The organism is Bacillus cereus group sp. MG20, from assembly GCF_040459885.1.
Taxonomy (GTDB): Bacteria; Bacillota; Bacilli; order Bacillales; family Bacillaceae_G; genus Bacillus_A; species Bacillus_A cereus.
Genome location: NZ_JARVHF010000001.1, coordinates 3,067,501 through 3,085,000, shown reverse-complemented (window position 1 = coordinate 3,085,000; position 17,500 = coordinate 3,067,501). Strand labels below are relative to the sequence as shown.

The window sequence follows — 17,500 nt, the reverse complement described above, 5'->3', positions numbered from 1 at the left end:
AGCAACTGGTGATTATATTTGGATTGCAGAGGCCGATGACTTATGCGATAAGACATTTTTACAAGAGGTGATGCAGGGGTTTTATATAAATAACAATATTGCCTTAAGCTACACACAATCAAAACAAATAGACGAACAAGGAAATGTATTGGCTAATCATTATTTAAATTACACAAATGATATCGATGAAGAGAAATGGAAAGCCCCCTATTTTCGAAAAGGCGTCGACGAAATACAAGATACGTTACTTATCAAAAACACTATACCTAATGTCTCGAGTGTAGTTTTTAAAAATATAGATATGAAGAAAACAGAAAAACAGTTAGAAAAGTTCAAAATAGCTGGTGACTGGTTCTTCTATGTTTCTCTTCTTACAGAGGGAGATATTTACTTCAATCCAGCCCCCCTAAACTATCATAGACGACATTTAAATAGCGTAACAAGAACAGAAGATTCATATTCCCATTACAATGAAGTTGTGCAAATGCAAAATTTCATTAAAGAAAGCTTTACTATCGACGACATTTCTAAAATGAAAATGTATACATATAGAAAGTATCTTAAAGCATACTTAAAAATTTAAACGTATGCTTTCTCTGCCATCAATATCTCTTGTAAGGCGATACTATTATTTAAGGGGGAATACTCTTTGAAAGACTTTATAGAGGAACATAAAGATTTAATTTCTCAAATCGCACACAGCTACAATGTAAATGCAAGTATCCATCCTGAGGATCATATCTTTCAGTTCATTGTCACTAATCCCGTTTTCCCATCAAAAAAAGAAGCGATAGATTACTATTTTAAAGACGGGCAAAACTCAGCACAAATACTCTTAGACTTAATCACTTCCCTTTATCCTCCTACAGGCAATCCAATCAAATTGTTAGAGTTTGCATCTGGATACGGCTGCGTAACACGTCATTTATTAAATCTACAAGCGAATTTGAGTATAACCGCTTGTGATATACACGAAGAGGCCATTTCCTTTATTGAAAACAAATTAAATAATCCTTCTATATTATCTCACCCTGAGCCCGAACATTTAAAATTAGACTCCTCTACGTACGATATTGTTTTTTGTCTATCCTTTTTTTCTCATATGCCTGATACAACTTGGTTTCGTTGGCTTCAAACATTGTATAACGCTGTTTCACCTGGTGGTTTATTCATTTTCACAACCCATGGCTATCAAAGTAAAAAATATTTCGGGTTTCCAAATTTAAACGAACAGGGCTATTGGTTTCTCTCTTCTAGTGAACAATTCGATTTAGATGTTAATCAGTACGGACAAACGATAGTTAGTCCCTCTTACGTGTGTGACAAAATTAAATTATTGCCCTATAACCCAATCATCAAAAAGTATACTGAAGGATTTTGGTGGGAACATCAAGACCTTTGGGTAATAGAAAAAGAAGTAAAATAATAAACCACGCTCTGCTTATATACAAGTAGAGTGTGGTTTATTATTTTTTACTATATAAGAACTCTTCAATCCATAGCTTATTTAATCTAATCCCATTTTTAAAATCTATTTTAGGTTCCCAATTCAATTCTTGTTTTATCTTATCAATATTTAAAATGATTCTTTGGACGTTCTCTTGTTTTTGTTTATAACAGATAAAATCCACTTTTCTTTCTGTTATTTTCTCTAGTTCCACAATAATTCGTTTTAAAGAAAGACCTTTGCCACTCCCTATGTTATATACGCAAGATTTCAATTGATTTAATTGTGCTAGTTGTATAGTAATTTCAACTAAATCATCGATATAAATATAATCTCTAATAATCTCCTCTGGATTCCCATATATATTAATCCTTTCATTACTGAGATGCTGATACAAAAAACAATTTATCGCCCCAACTTTTTTTAAGGGGTTTTGGTATTTTCCATACGGATTAGAATATCTACATACAACATAATCTATTCCATATTTTCTCTTATAAAAATACAAATAATTCTCGAGCGAAACTTTTGTTATTCCATACGGGGAAAGTGGTCTTAATGGATGTTTCTCATCAATAGGCAAATATTCAGGTTCACCATAAACTGTGCCTCCTGAAGAAGCTAATATAATTTTTTTAATACGAAAATCTTTAACACTTTCCATGAAATTAAGAAAAAATAAACTGCTATTAATATCGCCGAAAACATCTTCAATTGAAGTTGCTACGTTAGACGTCGCAGCTAAATAAATAATAATATCTATATTCACTAAAGCCTTATATATATCCTCAACATTTTCTAAATCACCTTTAATAAATTCAACTTCACTTATAATATTTTGAGGAAAATTATTTATATGCCTGGAAAATACTTTTACATTTTGCCCCTGTTTCAATAAACCCAATGCAAGGTTGATACCAATGAAACTATTTCCACCTACTATTAAATAATTATTCTTCCTCATAATATCATCTCTCTAGTAATAAATTTTTCCCATCGTCAAACCTAAAAACATACACAAATAAACTGGATCATTTCGATTATTCATCTTCTTATCATTGTATGTTTGTTATAAATTTTCATTATCTTTATTTTCTATTTTCATTTTGAAATAACTTCCTTATTCAGATTGACTGCAAAAACACTCATAATATTTACTCATCCCCATGAATATATTTAATAAACAATCCTCACTTGTTTAACCCATAAAAAAACTTCTACATACACAAGGTTCTCAAAAAAAGGAGTGCGAAACTCATGAAAAATATAAATCAAGAGCTTTTAAATCATGTAATTCTACATAAAGACCGAATTCCGCATTACCATAAAGACTTTCCCCTTATACTATTTTGGAGTCACAGAAGCGGATGCACCGCATTAGCTAATTGGTTCTTTTTTCAAATTGGATTATTTACTGAAGCAAAGAAATACAATGACTTTATTCATTACTATGAGTTCTGGGTGTATAAGAACAATATAAATTACATACCAGAGTTACAGAATGGTCTTCTAGAAGGTAAAAAGGATGTTTGTAAACTTGTGCGAAATCCCTATACAAGGGCTGTCAGCTCATTTCTATTACTTGCTGACAATCCATACGCTAGCCCCCAATGGGAAAGTATCCGTCATTATTTTTATAATGATAAATATAGTAATCAAGGAATATCATTTAAACAATTTTTATATTACGTTCAGGCATTTGGTTCCAATTCCCTAGCAATAGATATACATTTTAGCCAACAATACGTCCCTGGTGAAGAAAACTTCATCCAATGTTATATTCCTTTAGAAGATTTTAATGCACAAATCACCAAACTAGAACACACGTACGATTTGATAAAATCCAATTTAGCACTTCTTACAAATTCAGATCATCATCGCGCCCACAAGATGATTTATGCAGGGAGCTATGCAGAACTTAGCATTACAGATGAAGCCTTCCCACGATTTCCAACATACGAAAGCTTTTATGATAAAGAAACTATGGATTTAGTTACAGAAATATATGCACAGGACTTTGAAATGTACCCGTACACGAGAGGGATACTTTAAGTCTATACATTTTTCTATGAATAAAAGCTAATGCATCGCATAGCATAAAGTGAAACTTTAATTCGAGTCGGGTTCTCTTCAACTGATTATTCCCTTTTCCTAATCGCTATTTTAAGAGATACCTAACTTTCACCTATTCCCTTTGATTTCGCCGATTGTTGACGTGTATCATACTTTCCATAAATAGATTGCATGTAACATAGGAGTGATGTCGTGTGGAAATCAATTTGAAACACAATAATGGGTACTGCGTTATTTGCGAAAAGAAAGCTACATTTATAGAGCATAATGATTGGCTTAGAGATCATTATTTATGTTCTACATGTAACTCTATCCCAAGGCAGCGAGCTTTAATCCATACTTTACACACATTTTTTCCAAAATGGGATTCCTATAGTATCCACGAATCCTCTCCTGGAGGAATTACAACTCAGCTACTATTAAAAAACTGTAAAAACTATACATATTCTCAATACTTTAAAAACTATCCTCTTGGCCAATACTTTCAAGGAATTAGATGTGAGAACTTAGAAGACATGACTTTTGAAAATGAATCTTTTGATTTATTCATTACTCAAGACGTTTTTGAGCATGTAATGACGCCAAACAAAGCCTTTAAAGAAATAGAACGAGTATTAAAACCTGGCGGCGCTCATGTATTTACTGTCCCTTGGTATCATACACTCACAAAAACTGTGCAAAGAGCAAGATTGAATAAAGAGGTGATTGAATATATTGAAGAGCCCATTTATCACGGAAACCCTATTGATGAGAATGGGTCTTTAGTAACGTTCGATTGGGGGCAGGATATGATTGAATATATTTATACACACACAAATATGTATACCATTGTTTATTTACAAAAGGATAGATCACTCGGGTTAGATGCTGAATTTTTACATGTTTTTATTAGTAAAAAGCAAGAAAATAAGGTTTAATCACTATATAATTTGGAGGTTTGACAAATGCATAACTTTAAGTTAGGAAGTGATTTTGATAATCTTGTTAATTCACTATCTGATGTTGAACTTCTAAATTTATTTATACAAAGTTGTTCCCAAACAACGATAAATGGGGTTCCCATACCTAGGTTTCCTCCTGAAGAAATTCAAAAACAATTTGTAGGTGCTTCCTATGAACATGCTCTTTATGAAGCATATTTGTTTTATAGCTATATAAAACAATACGCCCAGAATTTAGGTGTTCCCGTGAATAAAGAAAGTAAAGTTTTAGACTTCGGCTGCGGATGGGGAAGAATTATACGCTTCTTATTTAAAGATGCCTCTGATCAAAATTTACTTGGCATTGATGTGGATCCTGCGATGATCACACTTTGTAATGAAACACTAGGAAGAGGGATATATAAAACAGCAAGTCCACATCCCCCTGTAGAATTTATTAGTGACAATTCATTAGATATCATATTCGCTTATTCTGTATTCTCACATTTATCCGAAGAAACTGCTGAAAATTGGATAAAAGAATTTTCAAGAGTTCTTCGCCCTGGTGGAATTTTCATCGCAACAACACAAGCGCGCTATTTTCTTGATTTTTGTCAACAATTCCACGAACATCCTGAATTAATTCAAACAGGATGGCATAAAACTTTATCTCAAGCTTTTCCAGATATACATCGCGCTATCTCGGATTATGAAAACGGAAAATTTGTCCACAGCGCTACTGGTGCAGGGGATGTTAGAAATAGTAGTTTTTACGGAGAAACCGTTATACCTAGGACTTATATTGAAAATCATTATGAGAAATATTTAAAGCTACAAGACTTTTTTGATGATGTAAATCGATTACCACAAGCCCTCTTTGTCCTTCAAAAAATTTAATTCCTTTTATTCAACGTAATACACTTAATTTCATGACGAAAAGCACTTTCTATTTCAGCTATATATCAAATTACCTAATACTCTCTTATTAAGTAAGCTGTAAAAACAAATTCAATACATACCATAAAAAAGCAGTAAACAGCTAACATATCTCTTGTTTTAAAATTGCTCCACCAAATCAAGAATACCTTCCCAACAATTGAACTACGAAAAACATGAGGGGGATATACTTTGAAAATAATCGCTTTTTACTTACCACAATTCCATCAAATTAAAGAAAATGATCGATGGTGGGGGAAAGGATTTACTGAATGGACAAATACTAAAAGTGCACGCCCTTTATTTTCAGGACATTATCAACCGAGGGAACCTTATCAAGATTTTTATTATGACTTAACTAGCCCCTCCGTAAGAAAGTGGCAAGCAGAAATCGCTAAAGCATACGGTATATATGGTTTTTGTTATTATCATTATTGGTTTAAGGGAAAAAGACTATTAGAAACACCCTTTAATGACGTACTAAAGCTGAAGGAACCTGACTTCCCTTTTTGTCTTTCTTGGGCAAATGAACCATGGACAAAATCTTGGGATGGTCTCGATAAACATATATTAATGCCTCAAGATTACGGAGATATATCTGATTGGAAGGAACACTTTGATTATTTATTACAGGCTTTCCAAGATGAGAGATATATTTATATAGATGATAAACCTCTATTCATTATTTATCGTCCAGGACATATTCCTGATTGTGAAAAAATGCTTAATTACTGGAATGCATTAGCGCGAGAAAATGGTTTAAAAGGCATATACTTTGCTGAAACATTAAACAGTTTTCCACTACCTAATATAAATGGATTCGATGCTAGCATTCAGTTTGAACCTTTCTATACAATTGCCCATGATAGCTCTTCAGACATAAATAAGGTCATATATGATTCTGATATGCAATTGAATGTTTGGGACTACGATAAAGTATGGATGTATATATTACAACGATCGCTCCCAAAGAAAAAAACATTTCCTGGGGCTTTTGTTGATTGGGATAATACTGCACGACGTAAAAACGCAAATAGCAGCATCTTTGTAGGTTCTACCCCTGAAAAGTTCACCATATATTTAAGCAAGCAAATTCATCGTACTTACTCTTTTTATAACAGCGAGTTTTTATTTATTAACGCATGGAATGAGTGGGCGGAAGGAACTTACTTAGAGCCAGATAAAAAATATGGATTTTCTTATTTAGAAGGAGTTAAAAATGCAATTGATAGAGGTATGAAAGCATACAAAAAAGACGAGTCATTCTGACTCGTCTTAAAGTTGCTTGGCGACGTCCTACTCTCACAGGGACAAGGTCCCAACTACCATCGGCGCTAGAGAGCTTAACTTCCGTGTTCGGTATGGGAACGGGTGTGACCTCTCTGCCATCATCACCAAACTATTGAAGGCATATTCCTTCAAAACTAGATAACATTTGCTACATATTATATGGTTAAGTCCTCGATCTATTAGTATTCGTCAGCTCCACATGTCACCATGCTTCCACCTCGAACCTATCAACCTGATCATCTTTCAGGGATCTTACTAGCTTACGCTATGGGAAATCTCATCTTGAGGGGGGCTTCATGCTTAGATGCTTTCAGCACTTATCCCTTCCGCACATAGCTACCCAGCTATGCCCTTGGCAGAACAACTGGTACACCAGCGGTGCGTCCATCCCGGTCCTCTCGTACTAAGGACAGCTCCTCTCAAATTTCCTACGCCCACGACGGATAGGGACCGAACTGTCTCACGACGTTCTGAACCCAGCTCGCGTACCGCTTTAATGGGCGAACAGCCCAACCCTTGGGACCGACTACAGCCCCAGGATGCGATGAGCCGACATCGAGGTGCCAAACCTCCCCGTCGATGTGGACTCTTGGGGGAGATAAGCCTGTTATCCCCGGGGTAGCTTTTATCCGTTGAGCGATGGCCCTTCCATGCGGAACCACCGGATCACTAAGCCCGACTTTCGTCCCTGCTCGACTTGTAGGTCTCGCAGTCAAGCTCCCTTATGCCTTTGCACTCTACGAATGATTTCCAACCATTCTGAGGGAACCTTTGGGCGCCTCCGTTACACTTTAGGAGGCGACCGCCCCAGTCAAACTGCCCACCTGACACTGTCTCCCGGGTCGATAAGACCCGTAGGTTAGAATTTCAATACAGTCAGGGCGGTATCCCACCAGCGCCTCCACCGAAGCTAGCGCTCCGGTTTCAATGGCTCCCGCCTATCCTGTACAAACTGTACCAAAATTCAATATCAGGCTACAGTAAAGCTCCACGGGGTCTTTCCGTCCTGTCGCGGGTAACCTGCATCTTCACAGGTACTATAATTTCACCGAGTCTCTGGTTGAGACAGTGCCCAAATCGTTACACCTTTCGTGCGGGTCGGAACTTACCCGACAAGGAATTTCGCTACCTTAGGACCGTTATAGTTACGGCCGCCGTTTACTGGGGCTTCAGTTCAGAGCTTCGCTTACGCTAACCCCTCTCCTTAACCTTCCAGCACCGGGCAGGTGTCACCCCCTATACTTCGCCTTACGGCTTCGCAGAGAGCTGTGTTTTTGCTAAACAGTCGCTTGGGCCTATTCACTGCGGCTTTCCGTTAAGAAAGCACCCCTTCTCCCGAAGTTACGGGGTCATTTTGCCGAGTTCCTTAACCAGAGTTCTCTCGCACACCTTAGGATTCTCTCCTCGCCTACCTGTGTCGGTTTGCGGTACAGGCACCTTTTATCTCGCTAGAAGCTTTTCTTGGCAGCGGGGAATCAAAGACTTCGCTCCATAAGGAGCTTCCCCATCACAGCTCAGCCTTCACGATAAGCGGATTTGCCTACTTATCAGCCTAACTGCTTGGACGTGCACAACCAATCGCACGCTTCTTCTATCCTTCTGCGTCCCTCCATTGCTCAAACGATAAAGAGGTGGTACAGGAATATCAACCTGTTGTCCATCGCCTACGCCTGTCGGCCTCGGCTTAGGTCCTGACTAACCCTGAGCGGACGAGCCTTCCTCAGGAAACCTTAGGCATTCGGTGGACGGGATTCTCACCCGTCTTTCGCTACTCATACCGGCATTCTCACTTCTAAGCGCTCCACCAGTCCTTCCGGTCTGACTTCACTGCACTTAGAACGCTCCCCTACCACTGATACCATTGGTATCAATTCGCAGCTTCGGTGGTGTATTTAGCCCCGGTACATTTTCGGCGCAGAGTCACTCGACTAGTGAGCTATTACGCACTCTTTAAATGGTGGCTGCTTCTAAGCCAACATCCTAGTTGTCTAAGCAACTCCACATCCTTTTCCACTTAATACACACTTTGGGACCTTAGCTGGCGATCTGGGCTGTTTCCCTCTTGACTACGGATCTTATCACTCGCAGTCTGACTCCTAAGGATAAGTCATTGGCATTCGGAGTTTGACTGAATTCGGTAATCCGATGAGGACCCCTAGTTCAATCAGTGCTCTACCTCCAAGACTCTTACACTTAAGGCTAGCCCTAAAGCTATTTCGGGGAGAACCAGCTATCTCCAGGTTCGATTGGAATTTCTCCGCTACCCACACCTCATCCCCGCACTTTTCAACGTGCGTGGGTTCGGGCCTCCATTCAGTGTTACCTGAACTTCACCCTGGACATGGGTAGATCACCTGGTTTCGGGTCTACGACCACGTACTAAACGCCCTATTCAGACTCGCTTTCGCTGCGGCTCCGCCTCTTCAGCTTAACCTTGCACGGGATCGTAACTCGCCGGTTCATTCTACAAAAGGCACGCCATCACCCATTAACGGGCTCTGACTATTTGTAGGCACACGGTTTCAGGATCTCTTTCACTCCCCTTCCGGGGTGCTTTTCACCTTTCCCTCACGGTACTGGTTCACTATCGATCACTAGGGAGTATTTAGCCTTGGGAGATGGTCCTCCCAGATTCCGACGGAATTTCACGTGTTCCGCCGTACTCAGGATACATTCAAGAGAGAACGAAGTTTCGACTACGGGGTTGTTACCCTCTACGACGGACCTTTCCAGGTCGCTTCGTCTACCTCGTTCCTTTGTAACTCCGTATAGAATGTCCTACAACCCCAAGAGGCAAGCCTCTTGGTTTGGGCTATGTTCCGTTTCGCTCGCCGCTACTCAGGAAATCGCATTTGCTTTCTCTTCCTCCAGGTACTTAGATGTTTCAGTTCCCTGGGTCTGTCTTCCATACCCTATGTATTCAGGTAAGGATACCATACCATTACGTATAGTGGGTTTCCCCATTCGGAAATCTTCGGATCAAAGCTTACTTACAGCTCCCCGAAGCATATCGGCGTTAGTCCCGTCCTTCATCGACTCCTAGTGTCAAGGCATCCACCGTGCGCCCTTTCTAACTTAACCAAACTAAAATTAAAAAATATGAGCTACACTGTTATCTAGTTTTCAAAGAACATACATTTATATATGAGAGATAGTTCTCTCAAAACTGAACAAAACGAAACACGGAAACTTATATTGATGAACAGCGTTCATCAATTCTCCATAGAAAGGAGGTGATCCAGCCGCACCTTCCGATACGGCTACCTTGTTACGACTTCACCCCAATCATCTGTCCCACCTTAGGCGGCTGGCTCCAAAAAGGTTACCCCACCGACTTCGGGTGTTACAAACTCTCGTGGTGTGACGGGCGGTGTGTACAAGGCCCGGGAACGTATTCACCGCGGCATGCTGATCCGCGATTACTAGCGATTCCAGCTTCATGTAGGCGAGTTGCAGCCTACAATCCGAACTGAGAACGGTTTTATGAGATTAGCTCCACCTCGCGGTCTTGCAGCTCTTTGTACCGTCCATTGTAGCACGTGTGTAGCCCAGGTCATAAGGGGCATGATGATTTGACGTCATCCCCACCTTCCTCCGGTTTGTCACCGGCAGTCACCTTAGAGTGCCCAACTTAATGATGGCAACTAAGATCAAGGGTTGCGCTCGTTGCGGGACTTAACCCAACATCTCACGACACGAGCTGACGACAACCATGCACCACCTGTCACTCTGCTCCCGAAGGAGAAGCCCTATCTCTAGGGTTTTCAGAGGATGTCAAGACCTGGTAAGGTTCTTCGCGTTGCTTCGAATTAAACCACATGCTCCACCGCTTGTGCGGGCCCCCGTCAATTCCTTTGAGTTTCAGCCTTGCGGCCGTACTCCCCAGGCGGAGTGCTTAATGCGTTAACTTCAGCACTAAAGGGCGGAAACCCTCTAACACTTAGCACTCATCGTTTACGGCGTGGACTACCAGGGTATCTAATCCTGTTTGCTCCCCACGCTTTCGCGCCTCAGTGTCAGTTACAGACCAGAAAGTCGCCTTCGCCACTGGTGTTCCTCCATATCTCTACGCATTTCACCGCTACACATGGAATTCCACTTTCCTCTTCTGCACTCAAGTCTCCCAGTTTCCAATGACCCTCCACGGTTGAGCCGTGGGCTTTCACATCAGACTTAAGAAACCACCTGCGCGCGCTTTACGCCCAATAATTCCGGATAACGCTTGCCACCTACGTATTACCGCGGCTGCTGGCACGTAGTTAGCCGTGGCTTTCTGGTTAGGTACCGTCAAGGTGCCAGCTTATTCAACTAGCACTTGTTCTTCCCTAACAACAGAGTTTTACGACCCGAAAGCCTTCATCACTCACGCGGCGTTGCTCCGTCAGACTTTCGTCCATTGCGGAAGATTCCCTACTGCTGCCTCCCGTAGGAGTCTGGGCCGTGTCTCAGTCCCAGTGTGGCCGATCACCCTCTCAGGTCGGCTACGCATCGTTGCCTTGGTGAGCCGTTACCTCACCAACTAGCTAATGCGACGCGGGTCCATCCATAAGTGACAGCCGAAGCCGCCTTTCAATTTCGAACCATGCGGTTCAAAATGTTATCCGGTATTAGCCCCGGTTTCCCGGAGTTATCCCAGTCTTATGGGCAGGTTACCCACGTGTTACTCACCCGTCCGCCGCTAACTTCTTGAGAGCAAGCTCTCAATCCATTCGCTCGACTTGCATGTATTAGGCACGCCGCCAGCGTTCATCCTGAGCCAGGATCAAACTCTCCAATAAAGTTAGTTTGTCTAGCATCTAAAAATAAAAATTGACGTTTCACGTTGTTTGTTTCGTTCAGTTTTCAAAGAACTACTTGGTCGCTCATTTGCGACTTCCTTATGTTAACATCTTCGTTAGTTAATGTCAACTAAGTTTTTCATTTCATTTGTCGCTTGCGACGTTAATGTCATCGGCGACTTGTTCTATATTACACCTCTAAAGTATAATCGTCAACACCTTTTTATAAAGAAATTCAATTTAATATTTTTATGCTTTTTTAGCTAGATACGTCTCTATAGAATTTCATTATCGGAGCACACCTTCTGCTTCTCTTTAATTTGTTTTTCCAAATATATTCGAGTTAATTTGAACTCTAGACTTAACTTGTGTGGACGTTTTCCTCCAACAAAACTAGCAACCTTATTTTAACAAATACTAGTATATAATTAGAGAGTTGTTGTACTATCAATAAAACTCTATTAGAAGCAGGTGAAGATATGAAAGATATACGTATCCTTATAGCAGACGACGATAAAGAAATCCGAAATTTATTAAAAATATATTTAGAACGAGAATTATACATGGTAGACACTGCAATCAACGGCGAAGAAGCCTTACATTTATTTAATCAAAATAACTATAACCTCGTTATATTAGATCTTATGATGCCCAAAATAGATGGAATCGAGGTATGTAAAAAACTTAGAGATAAAACTAACATACCTATATTAATGCTCACCGCTAAAGATCACGAAGTTGATAAAATTTTAGGTTTAAGCATTGGTGCTGATGATTATATTACGAAACCTTTCAGCATTCACGAAGTAATTGCACGAGTAAAAGCTCTTATGCGACGTTTTTTAGTTCTCGGAAGTAACAATACTGCTCAAGAAAAAACAACTTTATCTTTTAAAGGACTAACTATCAATTTAAATACATACACAGTTCATACAAACAAAGAAGAAATTAGCTTAACCGGAAAAGAACTGGAACTGTTAAAATTCTTTACTTCAAACCCAGGGCAAGTATTTACAAAAACACAGCTCTTCCGAAATGTGTGGGACGATAATTATATTGAAGATGACAATACCGTTATGGTACATATTCGAAAACTTAGAAAGAAAATAGAAATTGACCCTTCCAATCCAAAATTCATTCAGACTATATGGGGAATTGGTTATAAGTTTGTAGGTGAAAAGCTTGAAGACTGATAAAACCCTCTTCCTTATTTCATTACAACTTATCATTTGTGGGATTTTAAACATACAAATGAACCCAAGAGTAAAAATGTCTTTATTTATTATCCTTATCTTAATTACAATTTATCTCTTCTTTTCAAGAATACAATTCATTCAACATCGCAAAGCAATGGATACTAAATTAAGTCGTGTACTAAAAGGAAACTTACAAGCGAGATTATTCACAAGCAATGACCATTCATTACATAATATCGTTTTTTCAATAAACGAGCTAATAGCTAAATTAGAGCAAGTTCAGATTGAAGCCAAAAGATCCGAGGAATCCAGAAAACAACTTTTGTCTAGTATCTCCCACGATATACGAACACCACTCACCTCCATTATCGGATATATAGATGCTTTGAAAGACGGAGTTGCTGCTTCTGAAATAGAAAAACAAGAATATCTTAAAATACTCTATATAAAATCAAATAACTTAAAGCACCTAGTTGATGAAATATTCAATATGGCGAAGCTAGACGCTAATGAATTTCCACTAAAAGAAGAAGAACTCGACTTTTCTGAAGTTACTAGAGAAGTTTTGATTGAATTTTTACCTGAGCTCTCAAAACATAACATCGAACTGCAAATTCTTATACCAGAGTCTACTTGTCCTATCATCGCAGATCATCTAAGCATTATGCGGATTATCGGTAATTTAATGAAAAATGCAATTTATTACGGAAAGGATGGGAAAACAATAGGAGTCGAACTGCTAGAAGCTGATGCAGAATACGAACTTCATATTTGGGATCAAGGCCCTGGTATTCCAAAACATGATTTACAAAACATATTTGAGCGAATGTACCGAAGCGAACAATCAAGAAACTCTTCATTTGGTGGTAGCGGTCTCGGACTTTCTATTTCTAAAGCACTCGTTGAAAAAAATGGTGGGCATATATGGGTTGAAAGTACTCCATGGAAACGAACTAATTTTAGCTTTTCTATTCCAAAACACAATACTTTTAAGAAATAGTTAAGAAATGATTAATATGCAGTTAAGCCTTCCTTTTTATGATGTAAGTACGAACTTATAGAAAGCAGGTGTCTCCTATAAATACAATTATAAAAACGACTAACCTTACTAAAGTATATGGCAATCAAAAATCAGTAGATAATTTAAATATTAATGTTCAACAAGGGGAGATTTATGGCTTCATAGGCCGCAACGGTGCTGGTAAAACAACAACCATTCGCATGCTGCTTAGTCTTATAAAGCCTACAAGTGGAACGATTGAAATATTCGGAGAGAACTTATTCCAAAATCAAAAGGATATTTTAAGCAGAATTGGTTCTATAGTTGAAGTTCCAGGATTTTATGAAAACTTAACTGCAAAAGAAAACCTATTAATTAATGCAAAGATAATTGGGGTTCACAAAAAGAATGCTATCGAAGAAGCATTAGAAATAGTAGGCTTGCAGCATGAGACAAAAAAGTTAGTAGGAAAGTATTCTTTAGGAATGAAGCAACGCTTAGGAATTGCACGTGCTCTTCTCCATTATCCTGAGCTACTCATATTAGATGAACCAACTAACGGACTAGACCCTATTGGTATTAAAGAAATGCGAAAACTTATTCATTCTTTAGCTCAAGAAAGAAATATAACAATACTCATTTCTAGTCACATATTAGCCGAGATAGAACAGTTAGTCGATCGTATCGGAATTATTCATGAAGGAAAGTTACTAGAAGAAGTTTCTCTTGATACGCTGCGCAAAGCAAACCGTAAGTACATAGAGTTTCAAGTGAATAATGACGATAAAGCTGTGATGTTATTAGAAAATCATCTTCAAATTTTTGATTATGAAGTACATGATGAAGGAAATATTCGTATTTACTCTCATTTTGGACAACAAGGATATATAAACAGAACGTTTGTTCTTAACGATATTGAAGTATTAAAAATGATGATAAGCGAAGATAGACTAGAAGATTATTTCACCAAACTAGTTGGAGGTGGAACAATTGGTTAATCTACTCTATACAGAACTCTTAAAACTAAAACGCTCTAATATGTTTTTAATTAGCATTATTGGTGCTGGTGTCGCACCTTTCTTAGTTGTAGTAGCCTCTTATATACATATAAAAACAAAACAGCCAACTCCAACTATTTGGTTCCATCAATTATTCACTGACGTTAACTTATATACTACTTTAGTTATAGGATTCCCCTTATATGGAGTAGTGGTTGCTTATTTGCTTACCCGCGAATATGCAGAAGATACACTGAAAAATTTACTAACTATCCCCGTGTCGCGCATTAGCTTTATTATAAGTAAATTCATCATTCTCTTTCTTTGGATTATGATGCTAACTTTAGTCGCTTGGGCACTTACTTTAATATTAGGGCTATTGGGGAAATTCCCTGGTTTTAACATTGCTTTACTTTTAGGTTCTTTCCTAGAATTTTTAATATGTGGTGGACTTCTCTTTCTATTGTCTTCACCTATTATGCTACTAACTCTTGTAATGAAGAGCTATGTACCACCCATAATATTAACAGTCCTTATTACAATGACTAATCTTATGCTCGTAAACTCCAAGCATAAAGATTTATTTCCGTGGACCGCTACTCTAGATATCGCAAATAACGAATTACAATCGACATATCCACCAGAGTATTCTTATATCATCATCGCAGTAACGACAATTTCCGGGTTTATTGCAACACTATTCTATTTTAAAAAAGTAGACATTCATTAATTTATAGGAGTGAAACTATGAGCGATATCATTATTGCCTTCATACTCGGTATTGTAGAAGGATTAGCTGAATTTTTACCTATATCCTCTACTGGCCATCTTATATTAGTCGGGCATTTATTAGGCTTTGAAGGAGAAAGAGCAAAAACGTTTGAAATTGTTATTCAGCTAGGCGCAATTTTAGCTATTGCAATTTTATATCATAAACGTCTCGTTTCTTTATGTAATATTAAGCCTATTCTACAGAAAGAAAAAAAATTCAACGCATTCCATGTATTTCTTGGCGTATTTCCGGCAGTGGTTGCTGGTTTGCTACTACATGATATTATTAAAACATACTTATTCCAGCCATACACTGTTGTGATTGGACTTGTAGCAGGGGCAATTCTTATGATCTTTGCAGAAGAAAAAAAGAAAGAGGCAGCAGCCTATTCACTGGACGATTTAACATACCGCCAAGCTTTAACAATCGGATTATTTCAATGCTTAGCAGTATACCCTGGCTTCTCTAGAGCTGGCTCTACTATCTCTGGAGGTCTATTAGCAAAAGTAAATTATAAGACTGCATCTGAATTCTCTTTTCTAATAGCTCTTCCTGTAATGATTGGGGCTACAGGCTTAGACTTACTAAAAAGCTGGAAGTATTTAAGTGTCGATGACATCCCTATGTTTGCGGTAGGATTCATTACCTCTTTTATAGTAGCGATGCTAGCGGTAGTAACTTTTCTAAAGCTTTTAGAGAAAATAGGTTTAAAACCTTTTGCATACTATCGTATTTTGTTGGCTATCTTATTTACGCTTTTCGTATTGCTATAGATTCATATAAGTCACATATTATTAAACTGATATTCAATTTAGAATATCGGTTTTTTTATCTATTTCAACTCTAGTATTACTTACTTCAATATGGCATAGTGATAATAAACTACCATTCATAATCTGAACGTTCTTTAAGTAACTATATCCTTTATCATAAAATACAATTGAAAAATTAAAGATCCCATATATGTACAGAACATATTTACGAACCATATTCACTCCACATAGTATCTTTTTAATTTGCAACATACTAATACAAATTAAAAATGAGTACAAAGGCATAACAAATAAGTAAATTTCCTAGGAATTATAAAGAGACTACATATTAATTAAAGTGAGGTGACGATAAAAATGAATCAATTAGCACAGACATATTGGGATACTTATTGGGGAAATAACAAAAAACCAGAATCTGTTACAGCTTGGCAATTTGGGGATTCCCCTAATTATCTTGCACAGCTAGTAATTGACGGTATTAAAACCGCTACATGCTCCGGTCACATTTTTTATGAATTAGAAAATGAACCGCTACCGACTGCTAATGATTATAGTATTATACTCAATAGTAATGATGAACCTGTAGCTATTATTAAGACAATAGAAGTAACTGTAACACCAATGAATGAAGTAAGCGAAGAATTCGCTATCGCTGAAGGCGAAGGAGATCGTACTTATAATTACTGGAGAGACACCCATGTTTTTTTTTTACAAAGGAACTAAATGAGCTTGGCCTTAATTTCTCTGAAGATATGTTACTCGTCTGTGAGCGTTTTGAACTTGTTGATGTGAACAATAAAGTGAAATTTACCAGCCATTCTTATTTTTATAAAACACAAAAAAGACGAGTCATTCTGACTCGTCTTAAAGTTGCTTGGCGACGTCCTACTCTCACAGGGACAAGGTCCCAACTACCATCGGCGCTAGAGAGCTTAACTTCCGTGTTCGGTATGGGAACGGGTGTGACCTCTCTGCCATCATCACCAAACTATGAAGGCATATTCCTTCAAAACTAGATAACATTGCTACATATTATATGGTTAAGTCCTCGATCTATTAGTATTCGTCAGCTCCACATGTCACCATGCTTCCACCTCGAACCTATCAACCTGATCATCTTTCAGGGATCTTACTAGCTTACGCTATGGGAAATCTCATCTTGAGGGGGGCTTCATGCTTAGATGCTTTCAGCACTTATCCCTTCCGCACATAGCTACCCAGCTATGCCCTTGGCAGAACAACTGGTACACCAGCGGTGCGTCCATCCCGGTCCTCTCGTACTAAGGACAGCTCCTCTCAAATTTCCTACGCCCACGA

At 38.4% G+C, this 17,500-nt stretch carries 12 protein-coding genes, 5 rRNA genes and 1 pseudogene (2 of these 18 running past the window's edge); 12 read left to right on the top strand and 6 right to left on the bottom strand.

The features are described 5' to 3' along the window. Together QCI81_RS15940 and QCI81_RS15935 are read left to right on the top strand one after the other, a co-directional pair. A protein-coding gene (locus tag QCI81_RS15940) for a glycosyltransferase (RefSeq protein WP_071729874.1) crosses the window boundary here: on the top strand, positions 1-583 show its final stretch. Its footprint begins 1,349 nt before the window's first position; 583 of the gene's 1,932 nt are visible here — the last part of the coding sequence; the start codon falls outside the window, past its left edge; its stop codon occupies positions 581-583. 66 nt (positions 584-649) lie between these two features. After that, positions 650-1,426 (top strand): class I SAM-dependent methyltransferase, encoded by a 777-nt coding sequence (locus QCI81_RS15935; RefSeq protein WP_071729872.1) that lies wholly within the window; start codon positions 650-652, stop codon positions 1,424-1,426. Positions 1,427-1,466: 40 nt separating this feature from the next. On the opposite strand, the gene QCI81_RS15930 is transcribed toward QCI81_RS15935, so the two are convergent. Beyond that, entirely contained in the window at positions 1,467-2,411 is a 945-nt protein-coding gene (locus QCI81_RS15930; protein ID WP_001230828.1) for an NAD-dependent epimerase/dehydratase family protein, read from the bottom strand. 293 nt (positions 2,412-2,704) lie between these two features. On the opposite strand from QCI81_RS15930, the gene QCI81_RS15925 reads away from it, so the two are divergent. From QCI81_RS15925 to QCI81_RS15910, 4 genes are all read left to right on the top strand, one after another. Continuing rightward, complete coding sequence (locus QCI81_RS15925; protein WP_000790050.1) at positions 2,705-3,499, top strand: sulfotransferase family 2 domain-containing protein; 795 nt, start codon at positions 2,705-2,707, stop codon at positions 3,497-3,499. A gap of 215 nt (positions 3,500-3,714) precedes the next feature. Further along, on the top strand, positions 3,715-4,437 hold the full coding sequence (locus tag QCI81_RS15920) for a class I SAM-dependent methyltransferase (protein ID WP_000405127.1): 723 nt from the start codon (positions 3,715-3,717) through the stop codon (positions 4,435-4,437). 27 nt (positions 4,438-4,464) lie between these two features. Continuing rightward, positions 4,465-5,337: a class I SAM-dependent methyltransferase gene (locus tag QCI81_RS15915; protein WP_071729871.1), complete on the top strand. Its 873-nt coding sequence runs from the start codon at positions 4,465-4,467 to the stop codon at positions 5,335-5,337. A gap of 231 nt (positions 5,338-5,568) precedes the next feature. Beyond that, positions 5,569-6,645 carry a glycosyltransferase WbsX family protein gene (locus tag QCI81_RS15910; RefSeq protein ID WP_071729870.1) on the top strand — a complete coding sequence of 359 codons (1,077 nt, stop codon included), beginning with the start codon at positions 5,569-5,571 and terminating at the stop codon, positions 6,643-6,645. Between the two features lie 14 nt (positions 6,646-6,659). Here the strand turns inward: QCI81_RS15910 and rrf (QCI81_RS15905) are convergent. From rrf (QCI81_RS15905) to QCI81_RS15895, 3 genes are all read right to left on the bottom strand, one after another. Further along, a 5S ribosomal RNA gene (gene rrf, locus QCI81_RS15905) occupies positions 6,660-6,775 on the bottom strand. Positions 6,776-6,825: 50 nt separating this feature from the next. Then, a 23S ribosomal RNA gene (locus QCI81_RS15900) occupies positions 6,826-9,747 on the bottom strand. A 145-nt stretch (positions 9,748-9,892) separates the two neighbouring features. Next, positions 9,893-11,444: ribosomal RNA gene (locus QCI81_RS15895) — 16S ribosomal RNA — on the bottom strand. The 16S, 23S and 5S rRNA genes sit together here, the layout of an rRNA operon. A 479-nt stretch (positions 11,445-11,923) precedes the next feature. Between QCI81_RS15895 and QCI81_RS15890 the strand changes: the two genes are divergently transcribed. The 6 genes and pseudogenes from QCI81_RS15890 to QCI81_RS15865 all read left to right on the top strand — a co-directional run. Then, positions 11,924-12,637, top strand: coding sequence for a response regulator transcription factor (locus QCI81_RS15890; RefSeq protein WP_000651995.1), 714 nt, complete (start codon positions 11,924-11,926; stop codon positions 12,635-12,637). Beyond that, positions 12,627-13,640: a sensor histidine kinase gene (locus tag QCI81_RS15885; RefSeq protein ID WP_071729909.1), complete on the top strand. Its 1,014-nt coding sequence runs from the start codon at positions 12,627-12,629 to the stop codon at positions 13,638-13,640. Before QCI81_RS15890 ends, QCI81_RS15885 begins: the two co-directional genes overlap by 11 nt. Before the next feature lie 68 nt (positions 13,641-13,708). After that, positions 13,709-14,638, top strand: coding sequence for an ABC transporter ATP-binding protein (locus QCI81_RS15880; RefSeq protein ID WP_006921273.1), 930 nt, complete (start codon positions 13,709-13,711; stop codon positions 14,636-14,638). Further along, complete coding sequence (locus tag QCI81_RS15875; RefSeq protein ID WP_071729911.1) at positions 14,631-15,368, top strand: ABC transporter permease; 738 nt, start codon at positions 14,631-14,633, stop codon at positions 15,366-15,368. Before QCI81_RS15880 ends, QCI81_RS15875 begins: the two co-directional genes overlap by 8 nt. Positions 15,369-15,385: 17 nt before the next feature. Further along, positions 15,386-16,183, top strand: a complete 798-nt coding sequence (uppP, locus tag QCI81_RS15870) for an undecaprenyl-diphosphate phosphatase UppP (RefSeq protein WP_071729913.1) — start codon at positions 15,386-15,388, stop codon at positions 16,181-16,183. Between the two features lie 354 nt (positions 16,184-16,537). Continuing rightward, positions 16,538-16,989, top strand: a pseudogene (locus tag QCI81_RS15865) (ASCH domain-containing protein); the annotation flags it as partial. 66 nt (positions 16,990-17,055) lie between these two features. Here QCI81_RS15865 and rrf (QCI81_RS15860) read toward each other — a convergent pair. After that, positions 17,056-17,171 (bottom strand): 5S ribosomal RNA (gene rrf, locus QCI81_RS15860). Positions 17,172-17,219: 48 nt separating this feature from the next. After that, positions 17,220-17,500 (bottom strand): 23S ribosomal RNA (locus tag QCI81_RS15855); it runs 2,641 nt beyond the window's last position.

Bases quoted from the DNA above. Each gene is read 5' to 3' on its own strand.
- QCI81_RS15890 (WP_000651995.1), top strand. From the start codon at position 11,924: ATGAAAGATATACGTATCCTTATAGCAGACGACGATAAAGAAATCCGA.
- uppP (WP_071729913.1), top strand. From the start codon at position 15,386: ATGAGCGATATCATTATTGCCTTCATACTCGGTATTGTAGAAGGATTA.
- QCI81_RS15930 (WP_001230828.1), bottom strand. From the start codon at position 2,411: ATGAGGAAGAATAATTATTTAATAGTAGGTGGAAATAGTTTCATTGGT.
- QCI81_RS15915 (WP_071729871.1), top strand. From the start codon at position 4,465: ATGCATAACTTTAAGTTAGGAAGTGATTTTGATAATCTTGTTAATTCA.
- QCI81_RS15925 (WP_000790050.1), top strand. From the start codon at position 2,705: ATGAAAAATATAAATCAAGAGCTTTTAAATCATGTAATTCTACATAAA.